This window comes from Actinosynnema sp. ALI-1.44 (assembly GCF_001984155.1).
Taxonomy (GTDB): Bacteria; Actinomycetota; Actinomycetes; order Mycobacteriales; family Pseudonocardiaceae; genus Kibdelosporangium.
Genome location: NZ_MTQO01000040.1, coordinates 223,410 through 240,429 on the forward strand (window position 1 = coordinate 223,410; position 17,020 = coordinate 240,429).

12 protein-coding genes are annotated in these 17,020 nt (G+C 68.7%); 7 read left to right on the top strand and 5 right to left on the bottom strand.

Annotation, left to right across the window (positions count from 1 at the left end):
• Nucleotides 1-94: 94 nt before the first annotated feature.
• Nucleotides 95-1,336, bottom strand: coding sequence for a PEP/pyruvate-binding domain-containing protein (locus ALI144C_RS15060; RefSeq protein WP_076987704.1), 1,242 nt, complete (start codon nt 1,334-1,336; stop codon nt 95-97).
• 17 nt (nt 1,337-1,353) lie between these two features.
• On the opposite strand from ALI144C_RS15060, the gene ALI144C_RS15065 reads away from it, so the two are divergent.
• The 3 genes from ALI144C_RS15065 (at nt 1,354) to ALI144C_RS15075 (ending at nt 4,163) form a co-directional block, all read left to right on the top strand.
• The gene (locus ALI144C_RS15065) at nt 1,354-2,010 is read left to right on the top strand and encodes a transcriptional regulator (protein WP_076987705.1); all 657 of its coding nucleotides are present in this window, start codon (nt 1,354-1,356) and stop codon (nt 2,008-2,010) included.
• Nucleotides 2,011-2,216: 206 nt separating this feature from the next.
• Nucleotides 2,217-3,407 (top strand): glycosyltransferase, encoded by a 1,191-nt coding sequence (locus ALI144C_RS15070; RefSeq protein WP_076987706.1) that lies wholly within the window; start codon nt 2,217-2,219, stop codon nt 3,405-3,407.
• A 57-nt stretch (nt 3,408-3,464) separates the two neighbouring features.
• Nucleotides 3,465-4,163, top strand: a complete 699-nt coding sequence (locus ALI144C_RS15075) for a hypothetical protein (RefSeq protein WP_143230653.1) — start codon at nt 3,465-3,467, stop codon at nt 4,161-4,163.
• Here the strand turns inward: ALI144C_RS15075 and ALI144C_RS15080 are convergent.
• On the bottom strand, nt 4,146-5,420 hold the full coding sequence (locus tag ALI144C_RS15080) for an SLC13 family permease (protein WP_076987707.1): 1,275 nt from the start codon (nt 5,418-5,420) through the stop codon (nt 4,146-4,148). The genes ALI144C_RS15075 and ALI144C_RS15080 overlap by 18 nt on opposite strands.
• Nucleotides 5,421-5,663: 243 nt before the next feature.
• On the opposite strand from ALI144C_RS15080, the gene ALI144C_RS15085 reads away from it, so the two are divergent.
• Both ALI144C_RS15085 and ALI144C_RS15090 read left to right on the top strand, forming a co-directional pair.
• Entirely contained in the window at nt 5,664-6,398 is a 735-nt protein-coding gene (locus tag ALI144C_RS15085) for a hypothetical protein (RefSeq protein WP_076987708.1), read from the top strand.
• 31 nt (nt 6,399-6,429) lie between these two features.
• Nucleotides 6,430-12,369, top strand: coding sequence for a TIR domain-containing protein (locus ALI144C_RS15090; RefSeq protein ID WP_202818946.1), 5,940 nt, complete (start codon nt 6,430-6,432; stop codon nt 12,367-12,369).
• Between the two features lie 7 nt (nt 12,370-12,376).
• On the opposite strand, the gene ALI144C_RS54355 is transcribed toward ALI144C_RS15090, so the two are convergent.
• Nucleotides 12,377-13,090, bottom strand: a complete 714-nt coding sequence (locus tag ALI144C_RS54355) for a class I SAM-dependent methyltransferase (protein ID WP_076987709.1) — start codon at nt 13,088-13,090, stop codon at nt 12,377-12,379.
• A 48-nt stretch (nt 13,091-13,138) separates the two neighbouring features.
• Between ALI144C_RS54355 and ALI144C_RS53160 the strand changes: the two genes are divergently transcribed.
• Together ALI144C_RS53160 and ALI144C_RS15105 are read left to right on the top strand one after the other, a co-directional pair.
• On the top strand, nt 13,139-13,825 hold the full coding sequence (locus tag ALI144C_RS53160; RefSeq protein ID WP_168211258.1) for an HAD family hydrolase: 687 nt from the start codon (nt 13,139-13,141) through the stop codon (nt 13,823-13,825).
• On the top strand, nt 13,815-14,846 hold the full coding sequence (locus tag ALI144C_RS15105) for a hypothetical protein (protein ID WP_143230656.1): 1,032 nt from the start codon (nt 13,815-13,817) through the stop codon (nt 14,844-14,846). The genes ALI144C_RS53160 and ALI144C_RS15105 overlap by 11 nt, the downstream gene beginning before the upstream one ends.
• Nucleotides 14,847-15,088: 242 nt before the next feature.
• Here ALI144C_RS15105 and ALI144C_RS15110 read toward each other — a convergent pair whose 3' ends face one another.
• Nucleotides 15,089-15,445, bottom strand: coding sequence for a hypothetical protein (locus ALI144C_RS15110; RefSeq protein WP_168211259.1), 357 nt, complete (start codon nt 15,443-15,445; stop codon nt 15,089-15,091).
• A gap of 153 nt (nt 15,446-15,598) precedes the next feature.
• On the bottom strand, nt 15,599-16,903 hold the full coding sequence (locus ALI144C_RS15115) for an MFS transporter (RefSeq protein WP_076987712.1): 1,305 nt from the start codon (nt 16,901-16,903) through the stop codon (nt 15,599-15,601).
• Nucleotides 16,904-17,020 lie beyond the last annotated feature (117 nt).

The following is a 17,020-nucleotide window of genomic DNA, read 5'->3' on the forward strand; positions in this document are numbered from 1 at the left end:
AGCAGGGGTGATGACGCTGACACCGAACACCGGGCCGATCATGCCCTGTTGGGCCGAATCGCGGTGCGCCGGTACGCCCTTTCGCGCGTGCGCACTATGCCCACCCGAGCAGCCGGGTCAGGTGCGGGTCGCTTCCGGCTGTGGTGACTTCTACCCGGCCGAGTGCGATCTCGCCGCTCGTGCCGTCGATCGTGACGAGTGTTCCTTCCGGGACCGCCTGGCCGTTCACGCTGATGGAGCCGTGATCGACCGCGAGGCCCGGCACACCGACGACAGCGGGTTTGCCCATGGCACGGGCGACCACAGCCGCGTGGCTGGTGGGGCCGCCGCGTGCGGTGACCACGCCTTTGGCCGCTGCCAGGCCGTGCATGTCGAGCGGTGACGTCTCAGGCCGGACGAGGATGACCGGTCCGTTGGCCTGCGCGGCCTTGTCGGAGGTGGTGACGACCGTGCCCGTGGCGACGCCCGGGCACGCGCCGAGGCCGCGCGCAAGGACGGCGGTTGCCTCCATATGAGCCGTCTGGGCGGTCTCGATGTCGTGCTGCGAGACTCGGTGCACGGCCTCGGCACGGCTGATGATTCCAGCGTCCGCCACGTCGACGGCGACACGGATCGCGGCGCGTCCGACGAACCGGCCCGGTCGTGTCTGCAGGAGCCACAGTTCGCCTGATTCGAACGTGAACTCCACGTAGCACGCGTCGCGGTAGTGGCCCTCTATCCGGGCCAGTGCCGCGGTGAGCGCTTCGAGGACCTGGGGCTCGCGGTCGAGCGCGGCCAGCGGCAGGGGCGATGCCGCTCCCGAGACGACACTTTCCCCTTGGTGCCCGAACAGGACGTCGCCGTACGGGGCAGGCTCGCCTGTGTTCGGGTTGCGGCTGAACGCGACGCCCGTACCACTGTGTTCGTCACGGTTGCCGTACACCATCTTCTGCACGGTCACCGCTGTGCCGAGGTCGTCCGGGATGTCGTTGAGCGCGCGGTAGGTCCTGGCGCGTGGTGTGTTCCACGATCCGAACACCGCGGCGACCGAGTGTTCGACGTCCTCCGGTTCCACGTTGAGAACCGTGTCCATCATGCCGGGCATGGACACCTCGCTGCCCGACCGGACTGACACCTGCCGGGCGCCGAGTTCGGTGAGCGCCGACGCCAGCTCGGTCACCAGCCCGCCGGGGAACTGTCCGGTGTGGAGGAACGCGCGGCAGGCCGCCGTCGTGATGACGAACCCCGGTGGTGCGGGCAGGCCGAGGCGCATCAGCGTGACAAGGCCGAACGCCTTGCCGCCAATGGTTTCCGGGGATTCCTCGATCTCGGGCGAGAGGTGGCGGATCCACTTCACGGCGGTAGCCTGGGGTCGTGTCGAACTCTCCTGATAAGACCGGCAGCGATCTGTTGGTGCTGCACACGCTGCGCTGCATGGGCCATGCCACGATCGACCGGATCGCCGCCGCTCTCGACCCTTCCGGCGCGAGGATGTCGGAGTCCGATGTGGAGTCCGAACTGATCGACCTCGCGGTCGCCGGGCTCGTCACCCGGTCGACGGGCGAGTTCGGCGGCGGCTGGAACCTCACCGGCGACGGCCGCGTGGCCGACGCCGACCGGATCGCCGCGGAGCTCGACGCTTCGGGGGCGCGGGCGGTGATCACGAAGGCGTTCGAGGACTTCCTCGTGCTCAACCCGGAACTGCTCGACCTGTGCTCGGCGTGGCAGATGCGACCCGTCGGCGGCACTGCGCGGATGAACGACCACACCGACGCCGCGTACGACAGCAGGGTGCTCGCCCGGTTCACGGAGTTCCACCAGCGGGCTGTGGCTGTCTGCTCGGTTCTCACGTCGGCGCTGTCGCGGTTCGGTCGATACCAGATCCGGTTGGGCGACGCGCTCGCGCACGCCGAAGCAGGTCGGCTCGACTACCTGACCGACCGGATGGACTCGTACCACTCCACCTGGTTCCAGCTGCATGAAGACCTGCTCACCACCCTCGGCATCCCGCGTGACCACCAGTTCGGATGATGATAACATCTGAATGACCCAATCATCCCGGCGGCAGGCGAGGCGACGGGTTTCGGCGATTCGCTGGAGTTGCCCGAAAGGCGAGGGGATTTCTTCCCACTTCAACGTATAGCAGGGTGGGGGGCTTGCGGCAAGACCCCGGGTACGCTCCACAATCGTCGGCCGTGAGCGGTGGCGCTCACGTGTCGGACGTGAGGAAAAAGCTGATGCGAGTACTGCTGTCCACGATCGGGTCGCGTGGGGAGTTCGAGCCGACGTTGGCGCTGGCAGTTCGGTTGTACGCGCTCGGCCACGAGGTGCGGTTGGTCGCGCCGCCGGATTTCCGCGGCCTGATGGGAACACCGGGGATCTCGTTCGTCCCGATCGGACCGGACCTCGGCGGGAAGGCGTCGGCGAAGCTCACGCCGGAGCAACTGCGCAAGGCCGGTGAACAGAGCGTCATCGACCAGTTCGAAACGGTTTCCGCGCAGGCGGAGGGATTCGACGCCGTCGTGGGAACCGGGATGCTGCAGCCGGCCACCCACTCGGCCGCCGAGCGCCTCGGCATCCCGTACGCCTTCGGCACTTTCTGCCCACAGAGCCTGCCGTCCGCGGCGCACCCTCCGCTGCAGTTCGGTGGTTGGACGCACGAGCCCGGCGTCGGCAACACCACGCTGTGGGCCAGGGAAGCCGACCGGTTCAACGCCGGTTTCCTCGCCGTGCTCAACTCCTGCCGGACGTCGGCCGGAATGCCCGAGATCGCCGACGTCCGCGAGCACATGCTCGGCGAACGGCCGATGCTGGCCGCGGACCCCGTGCTGGCGCCATGGCCGGACCCCGGCGGCGTGCTGCAGACGGGGGCGTGGATCCGCGCCGACGAGCGCCCGCTGGACGTGGACCTGGTGAAGTTCCTCGACGACGGCGAGCCGCCGGTCTACTTCGGATTCGGCAGCATGCGGGTCGGGCCGGAGTACAGCGCCGCGGCGATCGGTGCGGCACGGGAACTCGGCCGCCGCGCGATCGTCCTGCGGGGCTGGGCCGATCTGTCCGTCGTCGACAGTTCCCCGGACTGCGTCGCCATCGGCGAGGTCAACCACCAGGAGTTGGTCAAGCGGTTGGCCGCCGTCGTCCACCACGGCGGTGCGGGCACCACGACGACCGTCGCACGGGCGGGCACGCCGCAGGTGGTCGTCCCGCAGATGTTCGACCAGTTCTACTTCGCCGACCGGGTGCGGGCGCTGGGGATCGGGCACGCGCACCTGTCGAAAGCGCCGACGGCCGAGTCGTTGGCGGCGGCGTTGGACCACGCGCTGCGATCCGAGGTCGTCGCACGGGCCGGGGAGGTGTCGGCCGAAATCGCGGTCGACGGCGTCGAGATCGCCGCACGGCACGTGCTGTCCGGCATTCCGGCGAATTGATCCATCGGCTCATCACGCCGTTGGGGTGAGCGCGGCAGTCGGATACACTCGGGGAAAGTGAACCCTATTCCCCGGGTGTTCGGCATGACGCTGTACTTCACTCTTTCCGAGGCGATCAAGAACGGCAGGACCGGCCAGGTCGGCGAATGGGCCGCCGGTGTTCTCGACGATGTGGCGTCCGGCCGCGCCGCCATGACCGCGATAAGGCACCCACTCGGCTTTCTGTGCCTGCCAGTGCACAGGGACGGGGACGAAGGCGTGTGCGTGCACCTGTGGGGCCCGCAGTGGCACACCTCGCTGACGACCCTGCCGACGCACTGCCACAGTTGGGAACTGCTCAGCTGTGTGCTCGCCGGTGAGTTGCACAACCTGGTGATCAGGGTGCTCGACGACAATGCGGCCCCGACGCACCGCGTTTTCGAAGTGCACAGCAGTGCCGAAGGCGACGAGATCAGAGCGACCGGCCGATTGGTTCGCCATGAGACGGCCGTCGTCGACGTCTACCGTTCCGGTGACTGCTACGAGTTGCCCGCCGGTGTGTTCCACCAGACGGTGGTACCGGATCCCGCGCAACTGGTGGTGACCGTCGCGCTCGGCCTGACCAATCCGAACGCGGTCGATCTGTCACTCGCTGACCTCGATGTGTCCACTCATCGCGTGCGGCGGCAGAAATGCGACCGGCCGGAGACGATTGCCGCCGCGGCTGTCGCGAGCCAGGCCATTGCCGCCTGTGTGAAGTTAACCGACCACCAATAGCACGCCGACGGACGCGGCGAGTGCCGTCACCGCGAGTATGGCGCCGGTCCACATGAATCGCCCCAACGGCACCTTGACACCGGCCGCGTGGCACCGTTCGTACCACAACAATGTCGCCAATGACGCCCATGGCGTGATGACCGGGCCGACATTCGTACCTATCAGCAGCGCCAGCAACTGCAAGTGGTTGTCCGGTGGGACGATCGCCTCGCCTGCCACGTACGCGGGCAGGTTGTTCACCAGGTTCGACAGTCCGGCGCCCGCCCCGGCCGCACGGGCTGCGCCGAGCGCGCCGTCATCCGCGCCGACCACGGCCTGGATCAGGTCGCCGAGGCCGTGCCTGCCGAGCGTGTCGATCACCAGGAACAGGCCGATCACGAAGACGAGCAGCCGCCACGGGATCAGGCTGAAGCTCAGTCGGGACCGGTCACGCACGAGGAACGCGATCAGCAGGACACCGGCGGAGATCGACGACGCGACGCCGATCGGCACGCCGACGAGGATCCCGACGACGAAGACCAGGCACGCGGCAGCGGCCACGACGAACAACGGCCGGTCCGCCGGGGTTCGCCGCTGGGGAAGTTCGTAGCGCAGCTGTCCGCCGCGCCGGCCGCGACGCCAGTACCAGATCCACAGGCAGCCCGCGGTGACGAGGATCGACGCCAGTTGCGGCGCCCACATCTGGCCCGCGAACTGCGACGGCGAGAGCGCGACGCGGTCCGCTGCCAGCAGGTTGGTCAGGTTCGACACGGGCAACAGCAGGCTCGCCGTGTTCGACAGCCACACGGTCGTCATGGCCAGCGGCAGCGGTGGAATGCCCAACGCCGTCGCGAGCGCGAGGATGACAGGGGTGAGCAGCACGGCCGTCGTGTCCAGGTTCAACGCGATCGTGGTCGTCGACGCCAATGCCACGCACAGCAGGAAGAGCAGCGGGTAGTGGCCACGGCCGATGATCGACAACCGGGTCGCGATCACGTCGAACACCTCGGCGGCCGCGGTCAGCTCGGCCAGGATGATCACCGAGCCGAGGAACAACAGCAGCGGCACGAGGCGGGTGATGCTCGCGCGCGCGTCGGCGACGGGCAAAGCGCCGGACAGCACGCACAAGCAGCCGATCAGCAGCAGTCCCAGCGCGATCCAGTCGAGGATGTGCAGCCGTCGCCACCAGGATCTCCGGCCCACCGGCGGGTCCTCGGGCGGCTGGGTGACCTCAACTGGATCGTTGATTGCTGCTGGCCGCCTTTCGGACGTGGACATGGGCGCATCGTCCCACAAAGCGGGCTGGTGATTCACTCGGGCGGGTGCCTGTTGATCACGCACATTCGACGGCGGGTTGTCGCCCGAACAGATGAATATCAACTTCGGGTACGGGTTCGCAGAAGAGTGGTAATTGTTTCTTTGCTTTCGGCGCTGAGCCGCGTACGGCTAGACTATCTGCCCGAAGACGCGGTGGTCCTTTGCCGCTCTTGATCGCCGTGCCGTTCGGAAAGGAATCGAGCGATGACACTGGTGGTACTGGATGTCGTCGTTGTTCTCACTCCGGACCTGAGGCGAGACGCGCTCGTGCTCGGTGACCTGTTGATCCGCCGAATGCGGGAAAACGGCTGCGCCGCGCACTTCCGCCTGGGACGTCCCTATGGCGCGACGGGGCCGTGCGAACCCCATGTTTCGATCTTCATGCTCACGGTCGACGACCAGGAAACGGCCGACGTCGTGAGTGCGATCCGTTCGGTGGCTGTAGGCATTCCCGTTCTGCGCGCCGAAGGCGACGAATACCGGCACAACCCGTTCGGGGCGCCGGAACTCTACTTTCGCAAGACGGCGAAGTGGATTGACCTGCAACGGGCTGTGATCGCCGCTGCGGAACCGCTGCGACGGGGAAGACTGCGCGTGACCGATCCCGCCGGAACGCGGATTCGTGACCTGATCGACGACCCGTCGACGGAGCCGGAACGCCGCGACCAACTCGTCCGGTTCGGGTATGACGAAGTGACCGAGAACGGCGACGCGGCAGGCGGACCCGGTGACCGGTTCAACCCGCACGTGACACTCGCCTGGCCGGTCGATCCCGAATTCCGCGTCGATCTCGGTGATCTGCCACCCGCCGGTGGCTTCAGCGGGACGCTGACTGAATTGGCGGTGTACGGCATGAGCCCCTATGGCACGTGCACGACCCTCTACGGAAAAGCCCCGTTGGGCGCCATGGCCACCACCGCGGTCACCGACGAGGCTTAGCGACCAGGCCCGCCATCCGGCTGGAGGAACCGTGCAGCAGCAACCGGAGAAGGCGACGTTGGCCGCGTGGGTTCGTGCGCAGCGGGAGAAGCACGGCTGGACGCCCGCGCAACTCGCGGCCGAGTGCGAACTGGCCGGTGCCGACTCGTTGACGGCCGACAGCCTCACCGAGATCGAGGCCGAGCTCAGGCCGGTGGGGGTGCACGAGGTCCGTGTGCTCGCGCACGTCTTCGGCGTCCAGGCCGACCACGCCGCGTCGCTGACGGCATCGGTCCGGACCGCGGACCAGGCGTCCGATGTGGACCCTGGCGCCGCCGTGGTGCTGCCGTCCCGCGCGCCGAGGCCGCCCGGCTCCGGCTCGGTCGACTTCTTCGTCAGCTACTCGCTGGCCGACGAGGACTGGGCGACGTGGATCGCGCACGAACTCGAAGCGGCCGGGTACAAGGTGATGATCCAGTCGTGGGACTTCGTGCCCGGTACCCACTTCTTCGACTTCATCGACCGCGGCATCCGCGAGGCGGCCGCGGTCATCGCCGTGCTGTCCAAGAGCTACCTGGGGTCCCGTTACGGCCGGATGGAATGGATGGCCGCGCTGCGTGCCGCGGACGACCCGACGGCCGCGAAGCTGCTGCCGGTCCGCGTCGAGGACGTGGTGCTCGACGGCCTGCTCGCGCCGATCACGTTCGTCGACCTCGTCGGCCTGGACGATTCGGCGGAGGCACGCGCCCGGCTGCTCGGGCGCATCAGCCACGCCCTGTCCGGCCGCGCCAAGCCGGACGACCGGCCGCGCTACCCGAGGGAAGGGCAGCCGCAGGTCTCGCATTTCCCGCCGTCGGTGCAGCGTGCGCCGCAGCGCAGGCAGCGACTGGGCGTTCTGCACGTGGCGGCGCCCAGGTTCGGCAGAACGGACGACGACCCGGTGGAGCGACTGGCCCACTTAAGGGCGGCGCTCGGCCGGTTGGACGCGGCGGCGCCGAGCCCGGATCTGCTGGTGGTGAGCGGGAGCCTGACCGATTCCGGCACGCTGCCGCAGTTCGACCAGGCCATGAGCTTCATCACCGGGTTGCGGTCCATGCTCGGGCTGGAGGCGGCGCGAGTCGTCATCGTGCCGGGCGTCGGCGACATCACCGTGGCGGCCTGTGAGGCGTACTTCGCCGACTGCCGTGCCGACGGCATCCAGCCGCAGGCGCCGTACTTCCGCAAATGGCGGCATTTCTCGCGGATCTTCGGCCAGCTGTACCCGGACATCGACGGGCCGGTCTTCGACGCCGGTCTGCCGTGGACGCTGTTCTCCATCCCGGACCTGCGGATCGCGGTGGCGGGCCTGAACTCCACGCTCGCACACACGCACATGTCGCTGGCCGAACCGGGCTGGCTCGGCCCCGCGCAGCTGGACTGGTTCGCGCACAACATGGCGGGCTTCGAGCAGTCGGGCTACCTGCGGATCGGGATCGTCGAACACGCGCCCGTCCCAGGGGACGAACCGACCTCCGAGACGCTCAGCGACATCGCGGCGTTCGACCGCGTCCTCGGCTCGCGGTTGAACATGGTGCTGCACACCAGCGGATCGCCCGGCGCGGTCAACGAACTGCCGTCTGGGCTGACGGTCGTACCGCCACCTGACGGCGGCGCCGAACTTCTCGCCGTGACGCGCGACGGTCTCACGACATGGCCGTTGTCCGTTGAAGCAAGCGCGCCGACGCATACCCGGCGTTGGTGGAGCGCGGTCGACCGGACATTCCCGGACACGGCCGACAGCGGACCGCTGGTGATGCCCCCGGTCGAGCAGACACCGCCCCCGGACGAGGACCCTGTCAGCCTCCTGCTGGAACGGATCACCGAGGTGTGCGAGGTCCGTTACCCCGGCGCCCGGATCCGGCGGCTCGCCGGACGACCGTCGTCCCTGCTCGTCACCTACCCCGACGGCGAAGCGGTGCAGCAGTTCCGGGTCGCCGCGCACTCGGGTTCGTTGACCCGTGAGGACGTGGCGACGTTCGTGCGGATGCTGCGGGGGACCGGGACCGACCAGGGCGCCGAACTCGTCTACCAGGGCCCGAATCCCGGTGCGGCGGTGCTGGAGGAGGCGCTGCGCGACGGCGTCAGGGTACGGAGTTTCGCCGAGTTCCAGGGCCTGCTCGACCTGCGGGAGTACCTCGCGGGGCAGACCGAACGGCTGCGCAACGACATCGTGTACCCGCCGGACCTGTACGTGCCACAGCGGTTCCGGGAGATGGCGGGCGCGGACGCGGCCGTCCGGGACGACGTCGTCGGCGAGATGATCGAGCTGCTGTCGGGCGACGAGGGCAGCTTCGTGCTGCTGATGGGCGACTTCGGCCGGGGCAAGACGTTCGCCATGCGCAAGCTCGCGATGGACCTGCCCGTGCGGCTGCCCGACGTGACGCCGATCCTGATCGAGCTGCGGGCGTTGGACAAGGCGCACAGCGTGGACGGCCTGGTCGCCGCGCACCTGGCCAACCACGGCGAGACGCGGATCGACCTGAACGCGTTCCGCTACCTGCTGCGGCAGGGCCGGGTCGTGTTGTTGTTCGACGGGTTCGACGAGCTGGCGACCAGGGTGAGCTACGACCGAGCGGCCGACCACCTCAAGACGTTGCTCGCCGCGGCGAAGGGCCGGGCGAAGATCGTGGTGAGCAGCCGGACCCAGCACTTCCAGAACGACGAGCAGGTCCGCACCTCCCTCGGCGAACGCGTCGGCCTGCTGACCGGGCGGCGGATCCTGCAGCTGGAGGACTTCACCCCGCAGCAGATCGGCCAGTACCTGGTCAACCGCTACGGCCACGACCCGCAGGCCGCGGCGCGGCGGCTGGAACTCGTCGGCAGCATCGAGGACCTCGGCGGCCTGGCCCGCAACCCGCGGATGCTCAGCTTCGTCGCGGATCTCGACGCCGACCGGCTCGCGGCGGTGGCGACCGCCAGGCGGGCGATGAGCGCGGCCGGGCTGTACCGGGAGATCCTGACGTCCTGGCTGAACTTCGAGTACCAGCGGGTGCACGCGATCACCGGCACACCGACCGGGCTGTCGGTCGACGAGCTCTGGCACGCCGTCACCACGCTCGCCGTGCGGATGTGGGAATCCGGAGAGGTCCTGCTGCGGCTGGACGACGTGGCCGAGGTGGCGGCGGCTCTCACCGGGTTGGCCGAGACGCCGTTGTCGCCACCGCAGGCCACGCACGCGGTCGGCGCGGGCAGCCTGCTGGTGCGGGCCGAGGAGATGTTCGGGTTCATCCACAGCTCGGTGATGGAATGGCTGGTGGCCAACGAGATCGCCGATCAGGTCAACCGGGGCGAGCGCAGCCCCGCGCTGCTGGGCAGGCAGACGCTGTCGCAGTTGACCGTGGACTTCCTGTGCGACATGGCCGAACCGAACCGGCTGCGTGAGTGGGCCGTGCGGCCGGGCGGCGACGACGTGTCGAACGCCAACGCGCTCAAGGTGGGCAAACGGCTGAGCGCGCCGATCCGGGCGGACCTGCGTGGCGCTTCGTTGCGTGGCGAGGATTTCTCGCACCGCGACCTCAGCGGGGTCGACCTGACCGGTGCCGATCTGACCGACGCGCGGCTGATCGGGACGAAACTCTCCCGCGCGACCCTGCGTGGGGCCACGCTGCGACGGGTCCGGCTGGACGACGCCCACCTCGTCGACGCCGACCTCACCGACGCGGACCTGACCGAGGCCCGGCTGTCCGGGACCGACCTGCGCGGAGCCGACATCACCGGCAGCTCGTGGTCACGGGCCGCGCTGTTGAACGTCATTGGCGGCGATTCACTGTGGACAGCCGAGGAACTGCGCGGCGCGGCCGTGGCGCCGGGACAACCGGTTCTCGTGGGGTTGCAGCCGTCCGGTGTCGGCGTGCAGTTCGGTTTCGAGATCGGCCGGTTGCCCAAGCCGTTGGCCTACAGCCCGGACGGCCGGATGCTCGCGGTCGGCAACGGCGACGGCGGTGTGTTGTTGTGCGACGCCGAGAAGGGCCTGCCGATCCGGACGTTGAAGGGGCACCTGGACCGTGTCTACGGTGTCGCGTACGGCCCGCCTGACGGCGCACTGGTCACGACGTCCGCCGACGGGACCGTGCGGTTCTGGGACACGTCCACCGGCGAGGCGTTGGGCGTGTTCACCGACCACGAGGACCTGGTCTGGCCGTTGACGCTCGACGCGAGCGGTGGGCTGGTCGCCTACGGGGACGGCGCGGGCGTCGTGCGCGTGCGGCACGTGCCCGACGGCCGGTTGCTCGCGGAGTTGCCGGGGCACACCGGGCGGACGTGGACACTGGCGTTCCACCCGTCCGCGGGCAGTTCACTGCTCGCCACCGCGGACAACGCGGGGATAGTGCGGATCTGGGACGTCGTCACGGGCCACGAGGTCCACCGGCTGCAGGCCCCGGAGCAGGCGGCGGTGTACTCCGTGGCGTTCAACCGCAACGGCACCTTGCTGGGCAGCGGTGGCCGCGGCGGTGTGCTGTCCATCTGGGACACGGAGAGCGGCGACCGGCGACACCACCTCACCGGGCACGCCGGGAACATCTACTCGGTCGTCTTCCACCCCGAGACCGACACGGTCGCCACCGGGGACACGCTCGGCGCGGTGCGCCTGTGGCACCTGGACACCGGCGGCCGCGGGCAGGTCCGCGGGTCCGCGCTGCGGACCGAGTCCGCGGCGGTGTACCGGCTGGTGATCAGCCCGGACGGGTCGATGCTGGCCAGCGGCGACGCCGACGGCGGGTTGAAGGTGTGGGACATCCGGTCCGGCAGGGAACGCTACGAGATCCAGGCGCACCGGGGCGCGGTGTGGCCGCCGGAGTTCCGGTGCGACGCCAGGCAGATCGCCACGACCGGCAAGGACAGCACGGTCCGGATCTGGGATTCGGACACCGGCCAGCAGGTCCACGAGCTGCACGGGCACGGCCGCCGGATCACCAACGTGGACTTCAACCCCACCGGCGACCTGCTCGCCGTCAGCGGCAACGACGGTGTCGTACGGGTGTGGGATCCGTACGCGGGCAAGCTGGTCAGGCCGCTGCACGGGCGCGCCGACCAGCTCATCTCGGCGGTGTTCAGCCCGACGATGCCGTTGCTGGCCACCACGAGCAACGACGGCGGCATGCACATGTGGCACCTCAACACGTGGCAGGCGGAGCAGGAACTGGATGTCGAGACCGACCACGTGTGGGCCAGTTCGTTCGACCCCAAGGGCAACGTCCTCGCCACGGCCAACGACGACGACAGCGTGCGGCTCTGGTGGCGGCCGACCGGCGGGGAGCGGATGGTCCTGCGCGAACACAAGGGCCGGGTCCGGTCCATCGCCTTCAGCCCGGACCACAAGTGGTTGGCGACCGGGTGTGACGACTCGAAAGTCCGGTTGTTCGACCGTGACAGCGGTTCGTGCGTGAACGTCCTGACAGGACACAGCGACCGGGTCTACGAGGTCACCTTCAGCGAGGACAGGCAGTTGCTTGCCAGTGTCAGCAACGACGGCAAGGCCATCCTCTGGGACGTCGGGACCGGCCAACCGCGGCACACGCTGACAGCCCACCGCGGCAAACTGTGGACTGGGAAGTTCAGCCGCGACGGCACGGTGTTCGCCGCGGCCGGTGACGACACCATGATCCACTTGTGGGACGTGGCCACCGGCAAGCACCTGCACGCGTTGGTCGGGCACACCCGCCGGATCTGGTCGATCTGCTTCAGCCCGGACGGGCGGCTGCTGGCCAGCGGCGCGGACGACGGCACGACCCGGCTCTGGGACGTGGGCGACAAGACCAGACCCAAGCCGCGGTTGACGTTGCTCGGTTTGCGCGACGCGTGGGCGGCGGTCGCCCCGGATGGGCGGTACAAGACCGAGGGCAAGCTCACCAGCGAGTTCTGGCACGTGATCGGGTTGTGCCGGTTCGAGGTGGGCGAACTCGACACGGTGCTCAGGAACGTGCACCCGGTGCCGACCGATGAACCTTTCTGAGACGTCCTCAACGCACCGCCGCGACGATCAGCGAACCGCCCAGCGTCGGCCACAACCGCGCTGCCCAGCCGGAGCTGACCTCGCCGAACCGGGTGCGCCAGACCACGTAGTTCGACAGCGGGCGCGAAGGCGTCAGCCCGGCCAACCGCAACCCGGTCGCGAGCATGCCGTACGTGAACGGCCGGATGTGCACGCTGAGGTACTCGTGGAACGGGTCCACCTGCCGTGGCGACCGTCCGAGCAGGAACCGCAGCCGGTCCTGCGCACCGGCCAGGTTGGGCGTGGTGACCACGAGGATCCCACCGGGCCGCAGCACCCGTGCGCATTCGCGCAACAGCCGGGCCGGATCGTAGAGGTGCTCGATGATCTCGCCCGCGAGGATCCCGTCGAGGCAGGCCGAACGCAGCGGCAGCGGGCCGCCCGCGTCCAGGCCGACGGTGAGCAGACCGCGCGCGTGGGCGACCTGCCGTGCGTGCGGGACGATGTCGCACGCGATCGGCCGCATCCCGCGATCGGCCAGCCAGGTGCACACCTGTCCGTCGTTGGCGCCGAGGTCGGCGACGAGCGGAACTCCCCGGTATCCGGCGAAATGCCTCGCCAGCAGACTGATCGCCAGCCCGAGGCGGCGCCGGTGGTAGGCGTGGGCGAGGTACCCGGCGACCTCGTCGTGCTGGTACCCGGCCACGTTCGCCGCGACCGCCTGTGCGTGGATTCGGCTCACCGTCCCAGCATCCCAGACAACCGCGTGTCCGGAAGGCTGAGAACTCCTGTGATAGAACACATCGTGTGGGACTGGAACGGCACCCTGTTCGACGACGGGCCCGCGATGGTGCTGGCGACGGCCGACGCGTTCGCCGTGGCCGGACTGCCCGAGGTGACACCGGAACGCTTCCGTGACCACTTCACCAGACCCATCACGGACTTCTACGAGAACCTGGCAGGCCGTTCGCTGACCGGGGCCGAGCAAACCCTTTTGGACGAACAGTTCCAGGTCTCGTACGCACGGCGGGTCGCCGCGGCGACCTTGCACGCGGACACGCTGAACGCGTTGACCATGTGGTACGAGACCGGGCGGACCCAGTCGCTGCTGTCGATGTACCCGCACGACCTGCTCGTGGCCATGGCTCAGCTCAGCCCCATCCGGTCGTTGTTGTCCCGATTGGACGGAACACCCGACGGCAGCCCGCACGGCAAGGAACCGCACCTGCGCGGCCATATCGAGCGCCTGGGTCTCAGTCCGGACCAGGTGCTCGTGGTCGGGGACAACACCGACGACATGGTCGCGGCGCGGGCGTGTGGTGCGAAGGGCGTGCTGTACCACCCCGGTGACGCGGCGTTGTTGAGCGTCGCCCGCGCCGAAGACCTCGCCGTGCCGATCGCGTCGAGCCTCAGCGAAGCCGTCCGGCTGGCGTTGACCTTGGTGGACGAATTCAGTGGTGGTGGTCATGACACGTGACAGGTCGAAGTCGAAGGCGCGCGGGCTGAGCCGTACTTTCGTCTGGTATTCCTTCGGTACCGCCTGCAGTGTCGCGCTGACGCTCGGCGTCCTGTTCGCCGCGCAGGACGACCAGCTCGACACCAGGGAGATCCTGTCGGCGATCGGGCTGAACCTGATCGCCAGCGTGGTGTTCGCGCTGATGTTCGTCGCGCTGGCCAACTGGGTGCAGGAACGCAGCGTGCACGACACGATCAGGGACGGTTTCAGCGAGCTGGCCGACCGGGTCGCGGAGAACATGACCGCCACCAACCGGTTGTTCATCCCGTTGAAGAAGTACGAGGCGCTCAACCCGAGCGACACCTACGGCGACGAGTACAACCGTGACGTCACGCACGACTTGGAGGAGACGAACTTCTTCGCCTTCTATGGACCCAGTGCGCGGTATGTCGCGGCACGGCTGCTGGCCGCGCGCCACCACCCGCAACAGGTCCGGATCGCGATGATCGGCCCCGGCAACGTGCGTGCGATCCGGCGCAGGGCGTACGACCGGCGGTCGTGGGCCAAGCCGGAGGGCCTGTCGGTCGACAAGATCCAGGAGGACCTGCGCAACGAGCTGATCGTCAACCTGGTCGCGCTGTTCGAGTGCAGGCAGATCTGCCCGATCGAGATCCTCTTCAACGACGACACCGCGGTCTACCGCTACGTCATGCTGGACAAGGCGGTGTACGTCTCCTGGTACCACAGTCCGCACTCCGCGCAGATGGAGATGCCGGAGTCGTACCGGTTCGGCCGTGAGTCCTTTGTGTACTCCACATTCCGGATGGACCTGATGCGCCGGTTCGAGATATCCAGCGACAAGGTGTTGTTCGAGGCGAACCAGGACGACCGGTTCCTGCTGGACACGCTGCGCCGGATCACCGGCGAGGCGGTCACCGAGACCGAGTTGGGCCGGTGGCGCGCCGAACACCTGAGCGACAGCGCGTCGTTCAGCGCGTACATGGACAAGCTGTACGCGAACATCACTCAGAAAGACGCCTGACACCGGGCAGATCGGCAGTGACGACGGGTCGACGGGCTTGCTGCCGGTGATAGTCTGCTCACCGCGTCGGGCGAACGGGGTTCCTGTGATCGGCCCGAGTGCGGCGATCCCGCACCGGGCGGAGGCACACGACCTGAGTCGCGGATCCACCTCCGTCAACGAAGGCAAGCCCTACATCACCTTTCCCCGCCAGTAGGGCTTGGGTGAAGCGGGAGCCAGGACCCCCTTGCCAGGCTCCCGCTTCACCGGTTGCGGTTCAGCCAGCGGGTCAACTCCACGCCGACCTCGACGATCTGCCGCTGTACAGCGGGATCGTCGACACTGTCGGCCGTCACGCCGGCCAGTTTGTCGACGATGTCCACCGCGGGCCGGAACCGTTCCCGGTCGGCGCTCTCGGTGATGACCTGCTTGACCTCGGTGGCCCGTTCCAGGATCATCCTGGCCCGGTTCGTGCAGTCCTGGGGTGGACACGGTCCGTTCGTCAACAGGGTCAGGTCCAGCACGAGCCGGTGCAGCCGGTCGCGCGTGGTGTTCGTTTCCGCTGGTGCGACGGGTTTGGGCGGCGCCGGTGGCGTCGCCGCCGATATCTCCAGTCTCATGCCGTCCTGAGGGTCGGCCTGCGGGTTGCCGCAGGCGGACAGCGCGCATACCGCGATGACCGTGGCCCCCAGCCAGGCACAACGCACAGACGACTCAACTCTCTGCCGGTGTTTTTCCGATGGTGCACGATATCGCCCCGTCGCGGAACGTGCTCATCGGCGGAGGAAGCGTGCGAGAAGCGCGGATACCAACGGCAGCACGGCAACCACAGCGAGCGCGCCGGTCACCGGCATCACCTTGGACAACGCACCGGCAACGGCCGCGCCGATCCCGCCACCGACGAAGAAGCTCATGTTCAGGATGCCGAGCGCGCCACCGCGTCGATCCGGCGGGATGTGGACGGACATCACACCGGTTGTCACCACCTGCGTCACGGCGAACGCGGCGAACCCCAGTGAGGCTCCCGTGACGAGCAACACCCATGAGCCGCCCAGGAACCCGGCCGCGGCAAGGCAAAGAGCCGACGCGGCAGCCACCACCGCCAAGAGCTTCGTGCCACCCTTACCCGCCAACCTGGACAACACGGCACCGACGAACGCCCCTGGCAGCAGCGCCAACCCGATCAGCAGCACCGACCAGCCGTAGTGCTTGGCAAGGATCTGCGGGACCGCCCACATGGACGCGAACAACCCGCCGTACACCCCGATTCCCACTGCTGCGGCAAGCAAGTAGGTCCGGTCGGTGACCAATGACCTCGGCAGGAAACCTGTGGGCAACGAACGAACCCTGAACGCCAGCACCGCTGCTCCGGCAAGCATCACCGCGCCCACGGCGACGGTGAGGCCGGTGGGCAGCGACAACGACGGCGACTGGATCAACAAGGTCAACGACGTCACCGTGAGCGTCAACACCGCGGCGCCGGTCACGTCCACCGGTCGCCGTGAGCCAGGCCGGTTGGACAGTCCCAGGCAGAACGGGATCGCCAGCACCGACAGCACCGGCAGCACGACCGTCAACCGCCAGGTCAGCCACTGCGTGACGACGCCGCCCAGCAACGTGGCGCTCGCCGAGAACACAGCCATGGTCGCCCCGAAACCGCCGAGGAGCGTGGCGCGCTTGCCCGGATCGCCCGCGGCCACCAGAGTCAGAGCACCGGAAGTCATCGCGCCGGACCCGGCGGCGAGCAGGAACCGCCCGGCCACCAGGACAGCGAGGTTCGGCGACGCGACACAGACGACCGCGCCCACGACGATGACCACCGCCCCGCTCAGCAGTGCGGCCCGCACACCCAACGCGTCCGCGAGCCTGCCGAACAAGGCCGTGCCGACGCCGAGAGCCACCGCGTGGGCCGTGAGCACCCACGCCACCGCCGCCGGTGTGACCTGCAAGTCACGCGCCACGTCAGGTAGTGCGACGCCCGCTGCTGTCACTCCGAACACAGCCGGGCCGAACAGAGCGCCGAGTCGTAGCCCGGTCGACCGTGCTCCCGGTTCCGCCCGTACGGATGTCGTTGTCATGCTGGGAAGCCTTGTCAGCGGCCACGGCCGGGCCCATCCCGCCGGAATGGGGACCTGGCGCCCGGGTACCCCCCTCAAACGCGGGATGGCATCGCGGCGCGGGAACGCGCAAAGTGG

Coding starts and splice junctions, on each gene's coding strand:
- ALI144C_RS15070 (WP_076987706.1), top strand. CDS start 2,217: ATGCGAGTACTGCTGTCCACGATCGGGTCGCGTGGGGAGTTCGAGCCG.
- ALI144C_RS15080 (WP_076987707.1), bottom strand. CDS start 5,420: ATGTCCACGTCCGAAAGGCGGCCAGCAGCAATCAACGATCCAGTTGAG.
- ALI144C_RS15085 (WP_076987708.1), top strand. CDS start 5,664: ATGACACTGGTGGTACTGGATGTCGTCGTTGTTCTCACTCCGGACCTG.
- ALI144C_RS15105 (WP_143230656.1), top strand. CDS start 13,815: ATGACACGTGACAGGTCGAAGTCGAAGGCGCGCGGGCTGAGCCGTACT.
- ALI144C_RS15110 (WP_168211259.1), bottom strand. CDS start 15,445: ATGAGACTGGAGATATCGGCGGCGACGCCACCGGCGCCGCCCAAACCC.
- ALI144C_RS15115 (WP_076987712.1), bottom strand. CDS start 16,903: ATGACAACGACATCCGTACGGGCGGAACCGGGAGCACGGTCGACCGGG.